At 66.5% G+C, this 19,391-nt stretch carries 21 protein-coding genes; 9 read left to right on the top strand and 12 right to left on the bottom strand.

The window, feature by feature from the left end:
- Nucleotides 1-112 precede the first annotated feature (112 nt).
- The 4 genes from galT to ACSQ25_RS18540 are packed head-to-tail and all read left to right on the top strand — an operon-like array spanning nt 113 to nt 5,248.
- On the top strand, nt 113-1,222 hold the full coding sequence (gene galT, locus ACSQ25_RS18555; RefSeq protein WP_436107141.1) for a galactose-1-phosphate uridylyltransferase: 1,110 nt from the start codon (nt 113-115) through the stop codon (nt 1,220-1,222).
- Nucleotides 1,219-2,340, top strand: coding sequence for a M24 family metallopeptidase (locus ACSQ25_RS18550; RefSeq protein ID WP_436107140.1), 1,122 nt, complete (start codon nt 1,219-1,221; stop codon nt 2,338-2,340). Before galT ends, ACSQ25_RS18550 begins: the two co-directional genes overlap by 4 nt.
- Nucleotides 2,337-3,425 (top strand): galactokinase, encoded by a 1,089-nt coding sequence (galK, locus tag ACSQ25_RS18545; protein ID WP_436107139.1) that lies wholly within the window; start codon nt 2,337-2,339, stop codon nt 3,423-3,425. The genes ACSQ25_RS18550 and galK overlap by 4 nt, the downstream gene beginning before the upstream one ends.
- A complete protein-coding gene (locus ACSQ25_RS18540; protein WP_436107138.1) occupies nt 3,422-5,248 on the top strand; it encodes a glycoside hydrolase family 2 protein in 1,827 nt (608 codons plus the stop codon). The genes galK and ACSQ25_RS18540 overlap by 4 nt, the downstream gene beginning before the upstream one ends.
- 66 nt (nt 5,249-5,314) lie before the next feature.
- Here ACSQ25_RS18540 and ACSQ25_RS18535 read toward each other — a convergent pair whose 3' ends face one another.
- From ACSQ25_RS18535 to ACSQ25_RS18505, 7 genes are all read right to left on the bottom strand, one after another.
- The gene (locus ACSQ25_RS18535) at nt 5,315-5,902 is read right to left on the bottom strand and encodes a hypothetical protein (protein ID WP_436107137.1); all 588 of its coding nucleotides are present in this window, start codon (nt 5,900-5,902) and stop codon (nt 5,315-5,317) included.
- A gap of 155 nt (nt 5,903-6,057) precedes the next feature.
- Nucleotides 6,058-6,495, bottom strand: coding sequence for a VanZ family protein (locus ACSQ25_RS18530; protein WP_436107136.1), 438 nt, complete (start codon nt 6,493-6,495; stop codon nt 6,058-6,060).
- 20 nt (nt 6,496-6,515) lie between these two features.
- Nucleotides 6,516-6,836, bottom strand: a complete 321-nt coding sequence (locus ACSQ25_RS18525; RefSeq protein ID WP_436107135.1) for a hypothetical protein — start codon at nt 6,834-6,836, stop codon at nt 6,516-6,518.
- A 540-nt stretch (nt 6,837-7,376) separates the two neighbouring features.
- Entirely contained in the window at nt 7,377-8,141 is a 765-nt protein-coding gene (locus ACSQ25_RS18520; RefSeq protein ID WP_436107134.1) for an SDR family NAD(P)-dependent oxidoreductase, read from the bottom strand.
- 48 nt (nt 8,142-8,189) lie between these two features.
- Entirely contained in the window at nt 8,190-8,699 is a 510-nt protein-coding gene (locus ACSQ25_RS18515) for a TPM domain-containing protein (protein WP_436107133.1), read from the bottom strand.
- A complete protein-coding gene (locus ACSQ25_RS18510) occupies nt 8,699-9,553 on the bottom strand; it encodes a TPM domain-containing protein (RefSeq protein ID WP_436107132.1) in 855 nt (284 codons plus the stop codon). The genes ACSQ25_RS18515 and ACSQ25_RS18510 overlap by 1 nt, the downstream gene beginning before the upstream one ends.
- A gap of 3 nt (nt 9,554-9,556) precedes the next feature.
- Nucleotides 9,557-10,168, bottom strand: coding sequence for a LemA family protein (locus ACSQ25_RS18505; RefSeq protein ID WP_436107131.1), 612 nt, complete (start codon nt 10,166-10,168; stop codon nt 9,557-9,559).
- Nucleotides 10,169-10,312: 144 nt separating this feature from the next.
- Between ACSQ25_RS18505 and pyrF the strand changes: the two genes are divergently transcribed.
- A complete protein-coding gene (pyrF, locus tag ACSQ25_RS18500) occupies nt 10,313-11,134 on the top strand; it encodes an orotidine-5'-phosphate decarboxylase (protein WP_436107130.1) in 822 nt (273 codons plus the stop codon).
- A gap of 152 nt (nt 11,135-11,286) precedes the next feature.
- Here the strand turns inward: pyrF and sbcB are convergent, their stop codons facing one another.
- Complete coding sequence (gene sbcB, locus ACSQ25_RS18495) at nt 11,287-12,735, bottom strand: exodeoxyribonuclease I (protein ID WP_436107129.1); 1,449 nt, start codon at nt 12,733-12,735, stop codon at nt 11,287-11,289.
- A gap of 97 nt (nt 12,736-12,832) precedes the next feature.
- Nucleotides 12,833-13,798 carry a GGDEF domain-containing protein gene (locus tag ACSQ25_RS18490; protein ID WP_436107128.1) on the bottom strand — a complete coding sequence of 322 codons (966 nt, stop codon included), beginning with the start codon at nt 13,796-13,798 and terminating at the stop codon, nt 12,833-12,835.
- Nucleotides 13,799-13,902: 104 nt separating this feature from the next.
- Here ACSQ25_RS18490 and ACSQ25_RS18485 point away from each other — a divergent pair, with 104 nt between their 5' ends.
- Nucleotides 13,903-14,712, top strand: a complete 810-nt coding sequence (locus tag ACSQ25_RS18485; RefSeq protein WP_436107127.1) for a helical backbone metal receptor — start codon at nt 13,903-13,905, stop codon at nt 14,710-14,712.
- A gap of 41 nt (nt 14,713-14,753) precedes the next feature.
- On the opposite strand, the gene ACSQ25_RS18480 is transcribed toward ACSQ25_RS18485, so the two are convergent.
- The 3 genes from ACSQ25_RS18480 to ACSQ25_RS18470 form a co-directional block, all read right to left on the bottom strand.
- Nucleotides 14,754-15,128, bottom strand: coding sequence for an HPF/RaiA family ribosome-associated protein (locus ACSQ25_RS18480; protein WP_436107126.1), 375 nt, complete (start codon nt 15,126-15,128; stop codon nt 14,754-14,756).
- Nucleotides 15,129-15,247: 119 nt separating this feature from the next.
- Nucleotides 15,248-16,504 (bottom strand): MFS transporter, encoded by a 1,257-nt coding sequence (locus ACSQ25_RS18475; protein WP_436107125.1) that lies wholly within the window; start codon nt 16,502-16,504, stop codon nt 15,248-15,250.
- Between the two features lie 59 nt (nt 16,505-16,563).
- Entirely contained in the window at nt 16,564-17,592 is a 1,029-nt protein-coding gene (locus ACSQ25_RS18470) for a CDP-6-deoxy-delta-3,4-glucoseen reductase (RefSeq protein WP_436107124.1), read from the bottom strand.
- A 148-nt stretch (nt 17,593-17,740) separates the two neighbouring features.
- Here ACSQ25_RS18470 and ACSQ25_RS18465 point away from each other — a divergent pair, with 148 nt between their 5' ends.
- The 3 genes from ACSQ25_RS18465 (at nt 17,741) to ACSQ25_RS18455 (ending at nt 19,366) form a co-directional block, all read left to right on the top strand.
- Nucleotides 17,741-18,649 carry an SDR family oxidoreductase gene (locus ACSQ25_RS18465; RefSeq protein ID WP_436107123.1) on the top strand — a complete coding sequence of 303 codons (909 nt, stop codon included), beginning with the start codon at nt 17,741-17,743 and terminating at the stop codon, nt 18,647-18,649.
- A complete protein-coding gene (locus tag ACSQ25_RS18460; protein WP_436107122.1) occupies nt 18,646-18,873 on the top strand; it encodes a hypothetical protein in 228 nt (75 codons plus the stop codon). Before ACSQ25_RS18465 ends, ACSQ25_RS18460 begins: the two co-directional genes overlap by 4 nt.
- A gap of 223 nt (nt 18,874-19,096) precedes the next feature.
- A complete protein-coding gene (locus ACSQ25_RS18455) occupies nt 19,097-19,366 on the top strand; it encodes a hypothetical protein (RefSeq protein ID WP_436107121.1) in 270 nt (89 codons plus the stop codon).
- Nucleotides 19,367-19,391 lie beyond the last annotated feature (25 nt).

Below are 19,391 nucleotides of genomic sequence, written 5' to 3'. Positions count from 1 at the left end.
ATGTGGCGAAACCAGCATGATAGGATCGTCGCTACGAACCGCGAACGGACCGGGACACCCGGTGCCCGCTTGCGCTCGTTGCTTACCCCAAGCCCGACATTTTTTGGATGCCATGCACAGCAAAGATCTCAAGAAGCCGGACGGACGCAACATTACTTTGTACAGCAAGCAGCCGATCCCGGACGGGATCGTTGCGCCCAGCCCATTCGCCGATCCCCAGCATGCCAATCCCCACCTGCGCTGGCATCCGCTGCGCGGCGAATGGGTGACCTTCGCCGCCTTCCGCCAGAACCGCACTTACCAGCCGCCGCCCCAGTACAACCCGCTGGCGCCGATGAGCGATCCGCAGCACCCGACCGAGATGCCGGCCGGCGATTACGAGATCGCCGTGTTCGACAACCGCTTTCCTTCGCTGGCGCTGGAGTCGCACGACCCGCCAAGCGTGACGGTGCCGACCGCGCCCGCCAACGGCCACTGCGAGGTGGTGGTGTTCACCCAGGACCCGCAATCCGCGCTGGCCTCGCTGCCGCTGTCGCGCATCGAACTGCTGCTGTCGGTATGGGGCGACCGGACCACGCGCATCGGCAGCCGGCAGCACATCCACTACGTATTGCCTTTCGAGAACCGCGGCGCCGAGGTCGGCGTGACCCTGCATCATCCGCATGGCCAGATCTATGCCTATCCCTTCGTGCCGGCGGTGCCGGCGCGCATGCTGGCGCAGGAGCGCGAGTACTTTCTGCAGCACGGCACCAGCCTGCTGTGCGACATGGCGCGCGACGAAGCCGCGGACGGCAAGCGCGTGCTGTACCAGGACGAGGACGCGATCGCCTTCGTGCCGGCCTGCGCGCGCTACCCCTACGAGGTGTGGGTGATGCCGAGCCGGCCGTGCAAGGATTTCGCGGCCCTCACGCCGCCGCAGCGTGAAAGCCTGGCGCGCGCGCTCAAGACCGTGCTGCTCAAGTACGAAGCCTTGTGGAACCGTCCCTTCCCCTACCTGATGGCCTGGTACCAGGCGCCCACCGACGGCGCCGCCCATCCGGAGACCCAGCTGCATGCGCAGTTCTATCCGCCTTACCGTACCAAGGACCGCCTGAAGTACCTGGCCGGCACCGAGCTGGCGGCCGGCATGTTCGCGATGGACGTGCTGCCCGAGACCACCGCCTACGAACTGCAGCAGGTGGAAGTCAGCCTCGATGAAGGCGCTGCAGGAGGGCGCGCATGAACGGCCAATTGCAACGCAGCGCCGAGGTCGCGGACAAGCTGGCGCTGCTGCGCGCCCAGCTGGCGGCGGCGGGCGCGGGGGCGGTCCGCCTGCGCGGCGTCGACTGGTTCGCCTGGGTGACGGCGGGCGGCTCGAGCGCCGTGCTGCAGACCACCGACGGCGGCGTGGCCGAGGTCCTGGTGACGCCGGAGGAAGCCTGCATCCTGACCGACGCCATCGAAGCCGAGCGCCTGCGCACCGAGGAGCTGCCCGATGGCTTCACCTTCCACATCGAGCCCTGGGCCGAGCCGGAGCTGCGCGAACGCTACGTGCAGAACGCCGCGGCCGGCCGGACCATCCTGTCCGACCGCCCCGGAAACGGGACCGGCGCCGCCTTCGGCGAACAGCCGCTGCCGCATGCGCTGCGCCAGCGCCGCATGGTGCTGGGCCCCGACGAAGGCGCGCGCTACCGCGTGCTGGGACGCGAGGCCGCCGAGGCGATGAGCGAAGTGCTGCGCCGCGCGCGGCCCGACTGGACCGAGTACCAGCTGGCCGGCGCCGGCGCGGAAGCGCTGTGGCGGCGAGGCATCCATCCGGCGCTGGTGCTGGCTGCAGGCGAACGGCGCCTGCCGGCCTACCGCCATCCGACCCCCACCAACGAGCCGATCGGCGCACGCGCCATGCTGGTGTTCTGCGCGCGCCGCCACGGCCTGTACGCCAACCTGACCCGCTTCGTGAGCTTTGGCCCGGCACCCGTCGATGAGCAGCGCGCGCTGATGGACGTCGAGGCCACCGGCCTGGCGGCGATCCAGCCGGGCAAGTCGCTGTCGGCCGTGTACCACGCGCTCGAGGCGGCCTACAAGCACGCCGACCGCGAAGCGGCGATCCGCGAGCACCACCAGGGCGGCATCACCGGCTACCGGGCGCGCGAGATCGTCGCCGGCCCCAGCACCGCGACGCTGCTGGAAGAGGGCATGGCCTTCGCGTTCAATCCGAGCTTCGCGGGCGTAAAAATCGAAGACACTTTCCTGCTCGGCCCCGACGGGCTCGAGAACCTCACGTTCGACCCCGGCTGGCCGGCGGCGGACGTACATGGCCGCAAGCGGCCCCTTTGGCTGGAGGCGCAAGCATCATCATGATGAACACCGACACCTTCTTCGGCGGCGCGCCTGAAGTGAACGCGTCGGCCCCCGGGCGCGTCAACCTGCTCGGCGAGCATACCGATTACAACGACGGCTTCATGCTGCCGGTGGCGACCCCGCAGCGCACGCTGGTGGCGATGAGCCGCAGCGGCGACGAGCATTTCCACTTCTACTCGCCTACGTTCGACAACACCGTCACCTTCGCCCAGGACGGCAATGCGCGGCAGGGCTACGGCAGCTACATCGAGGGCTGCATCCGGCTGGTCCAGGCCGAGGGCGTGGAGGTGCCGCCGCTGCGCGTCTACATCACCACCAACCTGCCGGTCGGTTCGGGCCTTTCGTCCTCGGCGGCGCTCGAGGTGGCGACCCTGCGCGCCATGCGCGCGCTGCTCGGCTTTGCACTGGACGACGTCAAGCTGGCGCGCATCGCGCAACGCGCCGAGATCGAGTACGCGCACGTGAACTGCGGAATCATGGATCAGATGGCGTCCAGCCTGTGCGACGAGGACAACATGCTGTTCATCGACGCGCGCACGCTGGAACACCGCCTGGTCAAGATGCCCCCTGGCTCCGAACTGATCGTGGTCGACTCGGGCGTGGCGCGCAAGCTCGCGGCCAGCAAGTACAACGAGCGGCGCGCCGAGTGCGAAGAGGCCTCGCGCAAGCTGGGCGTGCAGGCGCTGCGCGACGTGCAGGACCCGGCCGCGGTGGAGAGCCTGCCGTCGCCGATGCGCGAGCGCGCCCGCCACGTGGTCCATGAAAACCTGCGCGTGCTGGAAGCGGCGCAGGGCGTGAGCGCCGAACGCTTCGGCGAATTGATGAATGCCTCGCACTTCAGCCTGCGCGACGACTACGAAGTGTCGATTCCCGAGCTGGATGCCTTGTGCGAGGCGCTGCGCGCCGCTCCCGGCGTACTGGGAGCGCGCCTGACCGGCGCCGGCTTCGGCGGGGCCTGTGTAGCCTTGTGCCGTGCCGGGCAGGCACAGGAAGCTGCCGCCGCCGCGCTGGCGGCCTACAACAAGAACGGACGACAGGGCCGGATCCTCATTCCGGTTCCGACTGAACAGAAAGGACAACAATGAATCAGTTTGAATACCCCCGTCCCCAATTGGTACGCGACAACTGGATCAACCTCAACGGCAAATGGCGTTTCACCTTCGACGACGAGCTGCGCTATGCACAGCCGGAAGACGTCGCCGAGTGGACCCATGAAATCAATGTGCCCTTCGCGGTCGAGACCGAACTGAGCGGCATCCAGGACACCGGTTTCCACCGCGCGGTGTGGTACCAGCGCGAGTTCGAGATCATGCCGAACAACAAGCGCACCATCCTGCATTTCGGCGCGGTCGACTATGCGGCGCGGGTCTGGGTCAACGGCCGCCTGGTGGCCGAGCACGAGGGTGGCCACACGCCCTTCCAGGCCGACATCACCGGCTCCATGAACGCCGACGGCAAGCAGGTCGTGACCGTGTTCGTCGAAGACGATCCGGCCGACCTGGCCAAGCCGCGCGGCAAGCAGGACTGGCTGCTCGAACCGCACTCAATCTGGTATCCGCGCACCACCGGCATCTGGCAAACCGTCTGGGTCGAGCAGGTGGCAGACACCTACATCGCCTCGCTGCGCTGGACGCCCATCTTCGAGACCTACGAGATCGGCTGCGAGGTGTTCGCGGCCGGCCACACCCAGCAGGATCTGTTCGTCGAGGTCAAGATCTGGCACGGCGACCAGTTGCTGGCGGACGACTACTACAAGCTGCTGCAGGGCGAGGCGAACCGCAAGATCGCGCTGTCCGACCCCGGCATCGACGATTCGCGCAACGAGATCCTGTGGAGCCCGGAACGCCCGACCCTGCTCGATGCCGAGGTGACCCTGCGCTGCGGCGACCAGGTGCTCGACCGCATCCGCTCGTACACGGCGCTGCGCTCGGTTTCGATCAACCGCGACCGCTTCATGCTCAACGGCCGTCCCTACCAGCTGCGCCTGGTGCTCGACCAGGGCTACTGGCCCGAGTCCTTCATGACGGCGCCCTCCGACCAGCACCTGAAGCGCGACGTCGAGCTGGTCAAGCTGATGGGCTTCAACGGCGTGCGCAAGCACCAGAAGATCGAAGACCCGCGCTTCCTCTACTGGGCCGACAAGCTCGGCCTGCTGGTGTGGGAAGAGATGCCGTCGGCCTACCGCTTCAGCTCGCGCGCCATCACGCGCATGGTGCGCGAATGGACCGAAGCGATCCAGCGCGACTACAGCCACCCCTGCATCATCGTGTGGGTCGCCTTCAACGAATCCTGGGGCGTGCCGAACCTGACCCTGACCCAGGCTCACCGCAACGCGGTCGAGGCGCTGTACCACCTGACGCGCACGCTCGACTCGACCCGGCCGGTGATCGGTAACGACGGCTGGGAAGCTTCGGCCACCGACATCCTCGGCATCCACGACTACGACTGCGATCCGGAAAAGCTGCAGGCGCGCTATGCCGTCACCGACCCGGTGCGCACCCTGTTCGATCAGCGCCGTCCGGGCGGCCGCATCCTGACCCTGGACGGTTTCCCGCACCGCGGCCAGCCGATCGTGCTGACCGAATTCGGCGGCATCGCCTACGATCCGAAGCAGAATCCGGACGCGGACAAGACCACTTGGGGCTATTCGCGGGCGCACTCGTCCGAGAGCTATCTGTCGCTGTACCGCGACCTCCTGAGGGTGGTGAACGAGACCTTCATGTTCAGCGGCTTCTGTTACACGCAGTTCACCGACACCTTCCAGGAAGCCAACGGCCTGCTCAACGCCGACCGTACGCCGAAGCTGCCGCTGGAGGTGATCAGTGCCGCCACGCGCAACGTCACGCTGCAGCGCAAGGAGATCGAAGCGGAAGGGGATGGCTTGCCTGGCGGGACGGGCATGCCGTAAATCGCGCGCACGGCTGAGGAACAACGCGCACCCGCGATGGTGCGCGTTGTCGTTTGCGGGGCCTCCTTAGCGCTTGATGACGCCGCTGGTGACGTTCACGCGGTCGCCGCTGCGGAAGTCCGGCGTGGTGTCCTGGGTGATGACCTGGGAGCTCCCGTCATCCATGCGCACCGTGACCCGGTAGCTGTTCGCGCCGGCAGTTGCGCCGCTCGAGCCCGTGCTGCCGGTGGCACCGGAGCTGCCCGAGCTGCCCGAGCTCGCGCGCGGCATGACCTCGATCGCTAGCACCGTGCTGTTCGGTGGGGCGCTGGCGGCGGTCGGGGTGCCGGCCTGCGCCGAGGCGCCGGACTGGTCCCAGCCGGACGATCCGCTGGTGCCGCTGGTGCCAGAGCTGCCCGAGGTGCCGGTGCCCATGGTGCCCGTGCTGCTCGAGCTGCCGCTGCTGCCGGTGGGATTGCCGGATGCATCGGTGGCGCTGCCGGAGCCGTAGCTGCTGGAGCCACCGGTGCCGGTTGCGCCGCTGGTGCCGCTCGAGCCCCCCGAGGTGGCGCCGTTCGGTGACTCGCCGCCGCCGCGCATGCCGGCGCACCCGGCCAGGCCCAGCGATACAGCCAGCAAGCCCGCCAGGAGCATGCTCTGGTGTGTGTGCTTCATGTTCAACTCCTTATGGTGGATGTTTGGATGCGTGACGATGTCATGCCACTGGAGTGAGAGGCAGGAAGCGCGTCAGCGTTCCAGCTGACTCGGGTTCGGCCTGAGCTGAATCAAGCTGGCCACTGGTCCGGCGGATTTTTCCGCGGCAAGAAGGGTCAGCGCCGGCGTACGGTGTCTTGCCGGGGTACCAACACGGCCAGCAGGGTGCTGGCCAGCAGCGCCGCGCCGACGTCGATCATCCAGTCGCCCACGGCGCCGGTACGGTAGGGCAGAAAGCTCTGCACCAGCTCGTCGCCGGCACCCATCAGCGCGATCGCCGCCACTGCCTTGGCGGCGCGCACCGGGCCGCTTCCCGCGCTGCCGAGGAACCACAGCATGGACAGGAAAGCGTAGGTCAGGCCATGCAGCACCACGCCGGGCGCGAATTCACCCACCTCGGCACGGGCGCCGGGGATCGAGCCGGCGACGAGCACGCCGGCATACAGCACCACGGCGGTCGTGATGCGGACGGAACGCAGGCGGGGATCGAGCAACAAGTGCGACAGGAAAGCAGGCATGGCGGCAGTACGTTGGGCAAATGCCCACGATACCATGCGAGGAATTTTCTGGCCGCTCAGATCGCCAGCGCGTGAGCGCCGTTCGTATAGTGGGCGTCGAAGCAGCTTTCGCAATCGGCGCAGAACAGGTGTGCCATGCGCACGCTGTTTTGCCGCAGCACGAGTTTCAGGTGGGTGTGCCGGCACTTGGGACAGATTTCGCGCACGCTGCCGAAGGTCAACAGGTTCAGCGGAACGCTCTCGTCGTCGAGCTGATCGATGACGGCCAGGGGGTTCAATTCGCTCAGCACAAGATCATCGCCGACCTGATGCTGGTGGCGGCGGCAAGCGGCCGATTCGGGCGGATCTGCGTAGGTCTCGGATGCACGTAGATTCATAGGACAGGCTCCCTAGTATCGTAATGTGTCCGCAACCCTGCGGATGAGAAAAGTGCAGGGCGGGAGCTTCATCATAGCCAATTCCCGGGCAGCTTCAAGCTCTGCCGGAAAATTTTTGTTGGTGTGTTGCCAATACGAAGAAAAAAATGCCCGTCAGGAACTGACGGGCACAACCCAAGATCGGGCCAAGAGACGTAATCGGTTGGTGTGTTGCACCCCGGTGCAGCACACCTGCTGCCATCACGCATATCGGTTGCGTGTATCGCAGTGATTCAAAGTATATGGGCTGATTGTGACCACGCCGTGACAGTAATCAAACGAGAACCGAAGTACTCGAACTGTGCCGGCCTTTCGTAATCTCAACCATATCGCGCAAAAAAAAAGCCCGCTCGAGGCGGGCTTAAAACTATTTTCTTGGAGGAGAATAGTGGAGACAGGTGCAAGTATGCTGCGCTGCCAAATATATGTCCAATTTAGAATGCAGATACCAGACATTGATATTTCGCATATCTGTTCACTTAACTCTTCGGCTGTCTCGCTTCACTCGCGCACGGGCACCGTATAGTTCAGGGCCAGACGGCCGCCGTCCGCATACAGCGTCTGACCGGTGACGTAGGACGCGTCGTCGCTCGCCAGGAAGGCGCAGATCGACGCGACTTCCTCGGGCTCGCCACAGCGTCCCAGTGGCGTGCGCGACAGGATCGTGTGGCGCGCCTCGGGGCTGCCGAGCACGGCCTTCTTCGCCAGTTCGGTGAGGATCGTGCCCGGACCGATCGCGTTGACGCGGATGCCATGTGCGGCCAGGCTGATCGCGGCCACGCGCGTCAGCTGATTCACGCCGCCTTTCGAGACGACGTAGGGCACCTGGTTCGGGATGGTCAGTTCGGCGTTCACGCTGGACATGTTGATGATGCAGCCGGCCTGGCGCTTGACCATCTCGCGTGCGGCGGCCTGGCTGCACAGGAACATCGATTTCAGGTTGATGCGCAGGACGCGGTCGAAGTCTTCTTCCTCCAGCTCGAGGAAGTCGGCCGCATGCGTCACGCCGGCATTGTTGACGAGGATATCGATCTGGCCGAAGGCGGAGAGGGTCGCGGCGATCATTGCGTCGACGTCGGCTTTCAGGCTGACGTCGGCATGGTGGAAGCGTGCCGCTTCGCCCAGCGCCGCGGCGGCCTCGGCACCCTCGGGACGGACGTCGACGAGCATGACGCGTGCGCCTTCCTGCACCAGGCGCTGGGCGCAGGCGAGGCCGATGCCCTGGCTGGCGCCGGTGACGATGGCGGTTCTATTGGCTAGTCGCATGGCGGTTCTCATTGTGTTGAAAGCCGCCATTGTATCCAGCCGGGACCTCTACAGCATCAGCGGCTTGTCCGGCAATTCGTTGGCGCGGCTGCCGTTGGCCGGGAAGTGCTGGCGCAGCAGCTCGTTGACCTGCCCGATCGCCGCCAGCGTCGCCTCGTGGAAGCGTCCGGCCTTGAAGCCCTCGGTCATGGTGCGGCACACCGCCTGCCAGGTGGCGCTGTCGATCTTGCGGTCGATCCCGCGGTCGGCCACGATGTCCACCTTGTGCTCGGCCAGGTTGATGTAGATGAGCACGCCGCAATTGTCTTCGGTGTCCCACACGCCGTAGTCGGCGAACAGGGCCAGCGCGCGCTGGCGGTTGCTCACGCCGTCCCAGGCATCGTCGAAGGGCAGGGCCTTCTCGACGATCAGGCGGACCTCGCCGCGGTGGGTCTGTTCACCGGCGGTGATGGCTTCGCTGATCGCAGTGAGCGTGGTTTCCGGAAAGGCGTGCCTGGCCTCGCCGCTGCTGCTGCCCAGGTGGCGCCAGGCGCGTTTGATCTTTTGTCCGATACCCATTACCAGTCTCCCGAGGCGCCACCGCCGTCGAAGCTGCCCCCGCCGCCGGAAAAGCCGCCGCCACCGAAGCCGCCACCGCCGAAGCTGCCGCCGCTGCGTCCTCCGCCGCTCAGGATGCTGCCAAGGATGATGCCGGTGGCGACGTTGCCCATGCCGCTGCTGCCGCGGTGCCCCCAGTGGTTAGGCGACAGCCGGCTGCGGCGCGGACGGAAGATCGAACGCAGCATGGTGAAGCCGATGACCAGGGCCAGGATGCCGAAGATGGAGAAGCCGCCGCCGGAATCCTGTTGCGCCTGGCGCTGGGGAAGCTGCTGTTGCTGGGCCGGAGCCGGGAAGCTCTCTTTGTTGAGCAGGGTCGCGATGGCGCCGACGCCGGCCACCAGGCCTTCGTAATAATGGTTCTGGCGGAAGTGCGGCGCGATCACGTCCTGCAGGATGCGTTTGGATTGGGCGTCGGTCAGCACGCCCTGTACGCCGCGCCCGGCCTCGATGCGCAGCCGGCGCAGCGAGCTCGGGTTGTCGCGCGCGACCATCAGCAGCACGCCGTCGTCGACGCCCTTGCGGCCCAGCTTCCAGGCGTCGGTGACGCGGATGCTGAACTGCTCGATCGCCTCCGGCTCGGTCGATTTGACCAGCAGGACCGCGATCTGGCTCCCGGTGCGCGCCTCGTAGTCGGCCAGCACCGCGGTCAGGCGCTCGCGCTGGGCGGCGTCCAGCATGCCGGCTTCGTCGACGACGCGTCCGCTCAGGGCCGGCACCGGCTTGAGCTGGGCGAAGGCGGGCGATGCCAGCACGCAGGCCAGCAACAGGGCCCACAGGAAACGAAGGAAACGGCCTCCAGTCGGCGCGTGCATCGCTTACTTGCCGAAGTCGACCGTCGGCGCGGTCGAGATCGACTTTTCGTTCTCGACCGTGAACGAGGGCTTGGCGTCGTAGCCGAACATCATGGCCGTCAGGTTGGTCGGGAACTTGCGCACGGTGACGTTATAGTCCTGCACCGACGCGATGTAGCGCTGGCGCGCCACCGTGATGCGGTTCTCGGTGCCTTCCAGCTGCGACTGCAGGTCGCGGAAGCTGGTGTCGGCCTTCAGGTCCGGGTACTTCTCGGACACGACCATCAGGCGCGACAGCGCGCCGGACAGCTCGCCCTGCACCTGCTGGAACTTCTGGAAGGCGGCCGGGTCGTTCAGCACCTCAGGCGTGATCTGGAAGCTGGTGGCAGCGGCGCGGGCGCGCGTGACGGCCTCGAGCGTCTCGCGCTCGTGCGAGGCATAGCCCTTGACGGTGTTGACCAGGTTCGGAATCAGGTCGGCACGGCGCTGGTACTGGTTCACCACTTCACCCCAGGCGGCCTTGGTTGCCTCGTCCTTGGTCTGGAACTCGTTGTAGCCGCAGCCGGACAGCAGCGAACCGGTGAGCAGGGCAAGGGCAAGGGTACGGGTCCAGCGCGCGAAGAGGGTAGATGTCATGATCTTTCCATGGCAAGTTGTCGAATGGTCAAAATATACATGATGTAAAGATATTCTGGCGCATCATCGGCGTCCATTCGGCCAGCTTCATGGCTGGCGGGTACAATAATGGGTTTGCAATAATCGACTGACAAGGGGCCCGACGTGACATTCATCGACAAACTTTCCGCAGCATGGACCCGCAACAATTCCCTGCTGTGTGTCGGGCTCGACCCGGACCTGGCGCGCTTCCCGGCTCACCTGCAAGGCCAGCCGGACGGGATCGTCCAGTTCTGCAAGGCGATCATCGACGCCACGGCCGACCTGGCCTGCGCCTTCAAGCCGCAGATCGCCTATTTCGCGGCGCTGGGCGCCGAGGCGCAGCTGGAAGAAATCTGCCGCTACCTGCGCGAGAACTATCCGCACATCCCGCTGGTGCTCGATGCCAAGCGCGGCGACATCGGCGCCACCGCGCACCAGTACGCACGCGAAGCCTTCGACCGCTATGGCGCGGACGCGGTGACGGTCAGTCCCTACATGGGCTTCGATTCGGTCGAGCCCTACCTGGAATGGGCCGACCGCGGCGTGATCGTGCTGTGCCGCACTTCGAACGCCGGCGGCTCGGACCTGCAGTTCCTGGACGTGGGCGGACGGCCCCTGTACCAGCACGTGGCCCAGCTGGTGGCGGAGAAGTGGAACCGCAACGGCCAGCTGGCGCTCGTCGTCGGCGCGACCTTCCCGGACGAGATCGCGCAGGTGCGCAAGCTGGTGGGCGACATGCCGCTGCTGATCCCGGGTGTCGGGGCGCAGGGTGGGGATGTGGAGGCGACCGTGAAGGCGGGGCGTAGCGCGAACGGGACCGGGATGATGATCAATTCGTCGCGGGCGATTCTGTATGCGGCGCCGCGAGAGGGCGAGGATTTCGCGGCCGCGGCCCGTCGGGTGGCGATCGAGACGCGGGATGCGATCAATGGGGCGCGGGGGTAAGGACGCGTTCTCGATGCGCTAACAAAATTGGGTTCCGGCCTTCGCCGGAACGACGGTCTTTCAGTTAGCTAAGGAAGACCGCTACCGCATCTCCGAGCGTTACACCTGGCACGTCGTCCCGGCGCAGGCCGGGACCCAAGTACATTCCAGCTTCAATACCTGCTCGGCGCAATCCCTTCCGCATAGTCATACAGCGCGCCCAGGATCTCCTCCGCTCGCTCGTCCGCAGTCTCCGACAGCGCATCGATCTCCATGAACAGCTGATCCACGGTGCGCGCCCCGGCTGCACCGTCGAACAGCCGCGCCGCCCGATGCGCCTCCCACTGCTGCATCTCAGCTTCCGACAAAGTCTGCGGGAAGTTGCGCGCCCGGTAGCGGAAGAACAGCTCGCTCAGGCGCTCGTCCTCGAAGGAGGGCCGCATGCCGGCCAGCGCTTGTGGCTTTTCGTGGCGCAGCGATTCCAGCTTGCGGCGGTCGCCATTGCCGACGAAGCCGCCGTACAGGTCTTCATCGACGTCGACCTCAATGCCCGAGGCCGGCTTCTTGAACACCTCGGCCCAGATTGCGCTCATGTTGCGTCCGGCGGCCGCCAGCGAAGCGTGCGCGCGCCCGCGCTCCAGGTCGATGTCCCAGCGCGCCGCAATGCTGGGGTGCAGGGTTTTCAGGTTCCCGACCAGCATCGGCGACTTGTTCAGGTGCACGCTCTTGATCGGCAGGCGCGTCATCCCTTCCGGCATGTCGGCGCTGCGGGTGAACATGCGGGTACGGATCGTCTCGACGTCCAGCTCGAACAGTTCCGAGGGATCGTGACGGCAGTCCCACACCAGGATCTCGTTCTTGTTGGTCGGGTGCTGGGCCAGCGGCCATACCAGGCCCAGGCAGCCGTACTCGACCGGGAACATGCCGGACACGTGCAGGAAAGGCTGGCGCTGCGAGGGTTCCAGGTGCAGGCCCATCTCGGCGGCGACGCGGTCCTTGCGGCGCAGCTCCAGGCAGAAGTCGAACAGCTTCGGCTGCTTCTGCCTGATCAGGCGGGCCAGCGCAATGGTGGCGCGCACGTCCGACAGCGCGTCGTGGGCCGCATCATGGACCAGGCCGTTGGCCGCGGTCAGGTGTTCCAGGCGGAAGCTCGGCTTGCCGTCTTCCTTGCTGGGCCACTCGATGCCGTCCGGACGCAGCGCATAGGTCATGCGCACCACGTCCAGCAAGTCCCAGCGCCCGCAGCCGTTCTGCCATTCGCGCGCATACGGATCGATCAGGTTGCGCCAGAACAGGTGGCGCGTCACTTCGTCGTCGAAGCGGATCGTGTTGTAGCCGACGCCGATGGTGCCGGGTTCGCTGAAGGCGGCCTCGATGCGGCGCGCGAATTCGTGTTCCGGCACGCCATGTTCCAGGCAGTGCTGGGGCGTGATGCCGGTGATCAGGCAGGATTGCGGATCGGGCAGGAAGTCCGGCGCCGGCTGGCAATACAGCATGATCGGCTCGCCGATCTCGTTCAGCTCGGCGTCGGTGCGGATGGCGGCGAACTGGGCCGGGCGGTCACGGCGCGGGACCGCGCCGAAGGTTTCATAGTCGTGCCAGAGGAAGGTATGCGTGCTCATGTATTGTTATGGTGTCGCCCCAGGAGGGCGGGCAGGCGACATGGTGGCACAGAATGCGTCCGGCGTCAGCCGTGAAATCGGCGCGGCACCGGCCCGCTCAAATGCTGACGCGGTCGCGTCCCGCCTGCTTGGCGCGGTACAGGGCGGCATCGGCCGCCGCCATCAGGCCATGCTCGTCGCCGCCGGGCGCCAGGCTGGCCACGCCGAACGAGCCCGTAATATGCGGCAAGGGCAGGCGCATGTCGGGGAAGACCATGGCCGTGCGCAGGCGTTCCGCCAGGCGCTCGGCCACCATTTCGGCCAGGCCGGTCTGGGTGTCCGGCAGCACCGCCATCAGTTCTTCACCACCAAAGCGCACCGCAAAATCCGAGGGACGCAGCGACTCGCGGATCACGCCGGCGGCGCTGGACAGCGCGGCATCGCCGGCGATGTGGCCATGGGTATCGTTGAAGCGCTTGAAGTGGTCGAGGTCGATCATGATGATCGACAGCGGACTGCCATCCTGGCGCGCCCGCGTTGCCAGCTTGGGCAGCATCTCGTTGAGCCAGGCGCGGTTGTACAGGCCGGTCAGGCCGTCGTTGAGCGAGAGCTGGCGGTAGAACTCGCCCAGCTTCTGGCGCCGCTTCAGCTGGGCATTGGCGGCGCGCACGCGGAAGGACAGCAGGCGCAGCAGATTACGCGCCAGCACGTTCGAGCGGTCGATCAGCTGCCACACCAGCTCCGGTTCGATGACCAGCAGCTCGCAGTCTTCCAGCGCGGTCATCGCGGCCAGGTTCACCGCGTCGTCCAGCACAGCCTGCTCGCCCACGCTCTCGCCGGGCAGCACGCGCGTCACGCTGTTGTCCTCGTTGCCGCTGTGGGCGTCCGGCGCGACTTCCAGGGTGCCCGAAAGCACGATGTAGAGGCGGGCGTGCAGCCCGTCCTCGACCCGCTGGCCGGCCGCCACCCGGATCACCGCGCACGGGGCGAGCGCCGCCGCGACGACCGGGTCGTCGGCATCGCGGAACAGCTGCAGCTCGCGCGTGGTGTAGGGGGAAGCACCGAAGGTGCCGATCTGGTCCAAGGGGTTCTCTGGCGGAAAGCGTCATTACGGCCCAGCATGATAACTCATTGCAACTCATGCGCATGGGGTAGCGTTTGATAAACAACAGTGGTCAAATGGCGGCCATGACGAATCCTTCCCACCTGGTCGATGCGCTCGGCCGCCAACATGTTCCCGCACCGGATGCCCGCATCGTGTCGCTGGTGCCCTCGATTACCGAACTGCTGTGCGATCTCGGCCTGGCGGGGCAACTGGTCGGCCGCACCGGCTTCTGCATCCATCCGCGCGCGACCGTGGAGGCCATTCCGAAGGTCGGCGGCACCAAGGACGTGAACATCGAAAAGATCCGCAAGCTGGCGCCGACCCACCTCGTGGTCAACATCGACGAGAACGAAAAACCGACCGTGGAGCAACTGGCGGAATTCGTGCCGAACATCGTCGTCACGCACCCGCTGGTCCCGGGCGACAACCTGGCGCTGGCGCGCTTGATGGGCGGGATCTTCGGGGCGGAACAGGCGGCCGAGCGCTGGTGCGCCGGGTTCGAAGGCGAGCAGGCGGCCCTGCGTGCGCTGCCACGGGCGCCGCAACGCACGGTGTTGTACTGCATCTGGCAGGATCCCTGGATGAGCGTGTCGAAAGACACCTATATCGCCGCCATGCTGGCCGAACTGGGCTGGACGATCCCGCACCTGGGCGAGGCGCGCTATCCGCGCTTCGACTGGTCCGAGCAGCTGGTCGCCCAGCTCGACGCCGTCCTGCTGTCCACCGAGCCCTACCGCTTCACGGAAGCGCATGCGGATGCGCTCGAGAAGCAGCTTGGCATCCCGGTCTTCCTGGTCGATGGGGAAATGATGTCGTGGTATGGCAGCCGCGCACTGGCGGGCCTGCGCTACCTGCGCGAGCTCAGGGCGATGCTGGAAGGGGCGGCGGCGTAAACAACGCACGCCCAGGAGCAGGGCGTGCGCCGGATGCTGCCTTACGAGTCGGTCAGGTGCTTGTCCGACAGCGGATCGTCGATGGCCGGGGACGTATGCTTGTTCTTGTCCTGCAGGCGGCCCAGGGCGCTGTCGAGGGCGCGCGCGAGCTTGCCGCCGGCGTTCTTGATCGACTGGTGCAATTCCTCGGCATGCTCGTGGACGACGACCGGCTGGTAGCCGCGCACACGCGCTTCCATCATGCAGGAGTTGCCGCCGTCGGCATGCTTTTCACGGTTCTCGTTGCTCAGGTGGACTTCGACACTGGTCAGATGGTCGCTGAAACGGCCGATCGCGCCGTTCACCACCGTTTGCACGTGTTCTTCCAGGCCCGGGCTCTTGCTGATGGTACGGTCGGTATTGACGTTGATTTGCATATGCTTGCTCCTGTTGTCATAACGATTACATCTTACCTGCGGCGCGATTTAGGCCGCGTCCTGTTACGACAGGTGGGGCCGCCCCGGCAACTTGCAAGGGCGTCCATATTGCAAGATGCTCATGCCTTCACGCTTTCTGGTTCTTTGTCGTGGTGCGGGAAGCGGTCCATGCGCGACAGCACCGGGAACAGCACTGCCCACAAGCCGGTCACCACCAGCGTGGCCGCGCCGCCCAGCAGGATCGCCCGGGTCAGGCCGAGCCAGCCGGCGGTGACGCCCGACTCGAATTCACCCAGTTCGTTCGAGGCGCCGATGAACACCGAGTTCACCGCGCTGACGCGCCCGCGGATGTCGTCCGGCGTCTCGTGCTGCACCAGCAGGTGGCGGATGTAGACGCTCACCATGTCGCCGGCGCCGAGGATGAACAGGGCGGCGAGGGCCACCGGCAGGCTGTCGGTCCAGCCCATCACCAGCGTGCACAGGCCGAACACGGCAACGCCGCCGAACATCCACAGGCCGACCCGGCGCGTGATCGGATAGAAGGCCAGCACGATCGAGCACAGCGCCGCCCCCAAACCGGGCGCGCTGCGCAGCCAGCCGAGGGCGGTAGGGCCGGCATGCAGCACGTCGTGCGCATAGGCCGGCAGCAGGGCGGTGGCGCCGCCGAACAGCACCGCGAACAGGTCGAGCGAGATCGCGCCCAGCACGATCGGGCGCGAGCGCACGAAGCGCAGGCCTTCGAACAGCGACGCCAGGCTCACCGGGCCCTGGCTGCGAGCCTGCCTCGCGGCGCGGGTGCGCGACATGCACAGCACCGCGACCGTCAGCAGGCTGGCCGCGACCAGGTGCACGGTCATCGGGCCGAACACGTACAGCAGGCCGCCGACGATCGGGCCGGCGATCACCGCCACGTGGAAGCTCGAGGAGCCCAGGGCCACGGCCTGGCTGAAGTCGCGGTCCGGCACCAGGTTCTTCAGCACCGCCTGCGAGGCCGGCATCATGAAGGCGCGCGCGGAGCCGAACAGCACCAGGATCGCGAACACCGGCCAGACGACACGGCTGCCGGTGGCCGTGAACCCCACCAGCAACAGGCTGCATAGCAGCTGGGTGGCCATGCACAGCAGGACGATGTTGCGGCGGTTGTAGCGGTCGGCCACGTGGCCGGCCCACAGGATCAGGACCAGGAAGGGCGCGAACTGCGCCAGGCCGATCAGGCCGAGGTCGAACAGGCTGCCGGTGATCTGGTAGACCTGCCAACCGATGGCCACGCTCTGCATCTGCACCGCGAGGGTGCCGAGGAAGCGGCCGGACAGGTAGAAGGCGAGGTTGCGGTTGCGCAGGACGGCCAGGCCGCTGGAAGAGGACAGCAGGGACATGAAGGGCTTTCGGGGACAATGCTGGGTTGCTACCCATGCATTGTGCCCGAATCCGGCCCTTATGGTTGGGCCAGGTCTGCTTCGCTGGTGAAGGCGTCCGCGAAGAACTCGTCTTCCGGTAGCCCGCACTGCGCCACGTAGTCGCGCCGCGCGGATTCCACCATGATGGGTGCGCCGCAGGCATAGACCTGGTGGCCCGACAGGTCCGGGATGTCCTGCATCACGGCCGCGTGCACGTAGCCGGTGCGGCCCTGCCAGGCGTCTTCCGGCAGCGCGTCCGAGATCACCGGGATGTACCGGAAGTCGGGCAGGGTGGTTTCCCATGCGCGGCACAGTTCGTCCATGTACAGGTCCTGCGGGCGGCGGCCGCCCCAGTACAGGCGCACCGGGCGGGTGGATTTCAGGTGCATCAGGTGCTCGACCAGGGCCTTCACCGGGGCGAAGCCGGTGCCCGAGGCCAGCAGCACGATCGGCTTGTCGGATTCCTCGCGCAGGAAGAAGGTGCCGAGCGGGCCTTCGAAGCGCAGGATGTCGCGCTCCTTCATGGCACCGAAGACGTGGTCGGTGAACAGGCCGCCCGGCAGGTGGCGGATGTGCAGCTCGAGCGGGCCGCTGAACGAGGGCGCGCAGCCGATGCTGTAGGCGCGGCGCTTGCCGTCCTTGAGCAGGAACTCGACGTACTGGCCGGCGCGGTAGGCCAGGGCTTCGTTGGCCGGCAGCTGCAGCGTGACGATGGCGACGTCGGGCGCGGCCTTGCGGACGCCCGCGATCCGGGTCGGCATCTTGCGCACCGGGTACTCCGAGCTGCCGCCCACTTCGTGCGCTTCGATCACCAGGTCCTGCTGCGGCACGGCGCAGCAGAACAGCGACATGCCCTGGGTCTTTTCGAGGTCGCTCAGGGCGCGCTGCTGGTGCGGCTTGTGGGTCAGTTCGCCGTCGAGCACTTTACCCTTGCATGAACCGCAGGCGCCGTTCTTGCAGCCGTAGGGCAGGCCGATGCCGGCACGGATGGCGGCGGAGAGGACGGTTTCGTCGGCTTCGCAGGTGAACTGGTGGCCACTGGGCTGGACGGTGATCTGGAAGGTCATGCGGTGTAGGCGGTTGGTGGCTGCGCGCGGCAAGCCGTTGATTCGACAGGGTTTGATGGGCGGTATTCTACACCGGCGCCCCAAACGCCGCGAAACGCCAGCCGGAAGCCTGTGCTAGAGTAGCAAGCTTTCCTTCGTCATCCCCTCCATGATCCAGCCCGCCTCTTTCCACCGTCCACGCCTGCTCGTCGTCGGCTGCGGCGACGTCGGCATGCGCCTGCTGCCGCTGCTGGCCGGACGCTTCCGCATCTTTGCCCTCACCAGCCAGCGCGAGCGCTGCGCCGAACTGCGCGCCGCGGGCGCCGTGCCGATCGTGGCGGACCTGGACCGTCCCGCGAGCTTGCGCCGCCTGCGCGGCCTGGCCGACTGGGTCGTCCACCTCGCGCCGCCGCAGCCCGAAGGCGGCGTCGACCGCCGCACGCGCCACCTGGTGGCGGCGCTCGGCAAGGCGGCGCGCCTGGTCTATGTGAGCACGAGCGGGGTATATGGCGACTGCGGCGGCGAGCTGGTACGCGAGACGCGGCCGGTGGCGCCGCGCAACGCCAGGGCGCAGCGGCGTGTCGATGCCGAACGGGTGCTGCGCGCCCGGGCGCTGGCGGGCGGCACGCGGCTGACGATCCTGCGCGTGCCGGGCATCTATGCCCTCGAGCGCCTGCCGCTCAAGCGCCTGGAGCAGGGCACGCCGGCGCTGCGGCCGGAAGACGACGTGTACACCAACCACATCCACGCCGACGACCTGGCGCGCATCGTGGCGCTGGCCTTGTTCCGCGCCCCTGGCGGCGGCCGGGTGCTGCACGCGGTGGACGATACGCGCATGAAGATGGGCGACTATTTCGACGCCGTGGCCGACGCGTTCAAGCTGACGCGCCCGCCGCGCCTGCCGCGCGCGGAACTGCAAGCGGTGGTCACGCCAACCCTGTTGTCCTTCATGTCCGAGTCGCGCCGCCTGGACAATACGCGGCTCAAGCGCGAACTGCGCGTGCGGCTGCGTTATCCCGATGTCGCGGCGGCGCTGGCGCAGGTACAATCGGGCACCCAGAACGAGAGGCCAGCATGACCTATGAAGAATACCTCGACGAAGTGACCACGCTCATCGTCGAAAAATACGGCGTCAAGGACGCCGCCGCCATCAAGATCGTCGTCGCCGCGCAGGACAAGGAATACTTCGTCGCCCACGACGACAATCCCGAGATGCGCACCGTCGAACGGGCGCATACCGACGCGCGCACCCTGTACCAGGCCAGCGCGCTGGCCAAGGCCGCTCCCGCGAAAAAGAAGTAAGCCTTCCTCCTCCAGAGCATTGACGGCTTCCGGCCTTGCCGGAGGCCTTCGTGCGTCCCTGCCTTCAAAATGACAGCGTCTTGTGCAAACATCAAGTCGAGTGTGTATCATTTCGTCCGTTGGTAAAAAAGCCATACGAATGATGTCCCAGCGGATCTTCACGCAAATAATTCACTGAAGACCACGGAAAATGGCAAATAATTAACACTCCTGAAAGAATCATATGCCCATCAGACGCCTTCCGCCCGGCGCGGAATACGATCCGAACCGCGTCCTCGACGCCATCATCGCCAGGCTGCGCCTGAAGAACGACGCCGCACTGTCGCGCGTGCTCGAAGTCGCCCCGCCGGTGATCAGCAAGATCCGCCACAATACGCTGCCGATCGGCGCGACGCTGCTGCTGCGCATGCACGAGGAGAGCGAGTTCAGTATCCGGGAATTGCGCGAGCTGATGGTCAGGCCGCAGCATGACGGGCACGCGCTGGCCTGCTGAATGAAAAACGGCCGGTGTGGCCTGT

Origin of the sequence: Massilia sp. LjRoot122 (genome assembly GCF_964252725.1) — a bacterium.
Taxonomy (GTDB): Bacteria; Pseudomonadota; Gammaproteobacteria; order Burkholderiales; family Burkholderiaceae_D; genus Telluria.
The sequence above is the reverse complement of the archived record's forward strand: the minus strand, read 5'-3'. Positions and strand labels throughout refer to the sequence as shown.

Bases quoted from the DNA above. Each gene is read 5' to 3' on its own strand.
- ACSQ25_RS18505 (WP_436107131.1), bottom strand. From the start codon at position 10,168: ATGACATCTACCCTCTTCGCGCGCTGGACCCGTACCCTTGCCCTTGCC.
- sbcB (WP_436107129.1), bottom strand. From the start codon at position 12,735: ATGAGCACGCATACCTTCCTCTGGCACGACTATGAAACCTTCGGCGCG.
- ACSQ25_RS18475 (WP_436107125.1), bottom strand. From the start codon at position 16,504: ATGTCCCTGCTGTCCTCTTCCAGCGGCCTGGCCGTCCTGCGCAACCGC.
- galT (WP_436107141.1), top strand. From the start codon at position 113: ATGCACAGCAAAGATCTCAAGAAGCCGGACGGACGCAACATTACTTTG.
- ACSQ25_RS18535 (WP_436107137.1), bottom strand. From the start codon at position 5,902: ATGAAGCACACACACCAGAGCATGCTCCTGGCGGGCTTGCTGGCTGTA.
- ACSQ25_RS18550 (WP_436107140.1), top strand. From the start codon at position 1,219: ATGAACGGCCAATTGCAACGCAGCGCCGAGGTCGCGGACAAGCTGGCG.
- ACSQ25_RS18530 (WP_436107136.1), bottom strand. From the start codon at position 6,495: ATGGTATCGTGGGCATTTGCCCAACGTACTGCCGCCATGCCTGCTTTC.
- ACSQ25_RS18520 (WP_436107134.1), bottom strand. From the start codon at position 8,141: ATGCGACTAGCCAATAGAACCGCCATCGTCACCGGCGCCAGCCAGGGC.
- ACSQ25_RS18515 (WP_436107133.1), bottom strand. From the start codon at position 8,699: ATGGGTATCGGACAAAAGATCAAACGCGCCTGGCGCCACCTGGGCAGC.
- galK (WP_436107139.1), top strand. From the start codon at position 2,337: ATGATGAACACCGACACCTTCTTCGGCGGCGCGCCTGAAGTGAACGCG.
- ACSQ25_RS18480 (WP_436107126.1), bottom strand. From the start codon at position 15,128: ATGCAAATCAACGTCAATACCGACCGTACCATCAGCAAGAGCCCGGGC.
- ACSQ25_RS18465 (WP_436107123.1), top strand. From the start codon at position 17,741: ATGATCCAGCCCGCCTCTTTCCACCGTCCACGCCTGCTCGTCGTCGGC.
- ACSQ25_RS18525 (WP_436107135.1), bottom strand. From the start codon at position 6,836: ATGAATCTACGTGCATCCGAGACCTACGCAGATCCGCCCGAATCGGCC.
- ACSQ25_RS18485 (WP_436107127.1), top strand. From the start codon at position 13,903: ATGACGAATCCTTCCCACCTGGTCGATGCGCTCGGCCGCCAACATGTT.
- ACSQ25_RS18460 (WP_436107122.1), top strand. From the start codon at position 18,646: ATGACCTATGAAGAATACCTCGACGAAGTGACCACGCTCATCGTCGAA.
- ACSQ25_RS18455 (WP_436107121.1), top strand. From the start codon at position 19,097: ATGCCCATCAGACGCCTTCCGCCCGGCGCGGAATACGATCCGAACCGC.
- ACSQ25_RS18510 (WP_436107132.1), bottom strand. From the start codon at position 9,553: ATGCACGCGCCGACTGGAGGCCGTTTCCTTCGTTTCCTGTGGGCCCTG.
- ACSQ25_RS18540 (WP_436107138.1), top strand. From the start codon at position 3,422: ATGAATCAGTTTGAATACCCCCGTCCCCAATTGGTACGCGACAACTGG.
- ACSQ25_RS18470 (WP_436107124.1), bottom strand. From the start codon at position 17,592: ATGACCTTCCAGATCACCGTCCAGCCCAGTGGCCACCAGTTCACCTGC.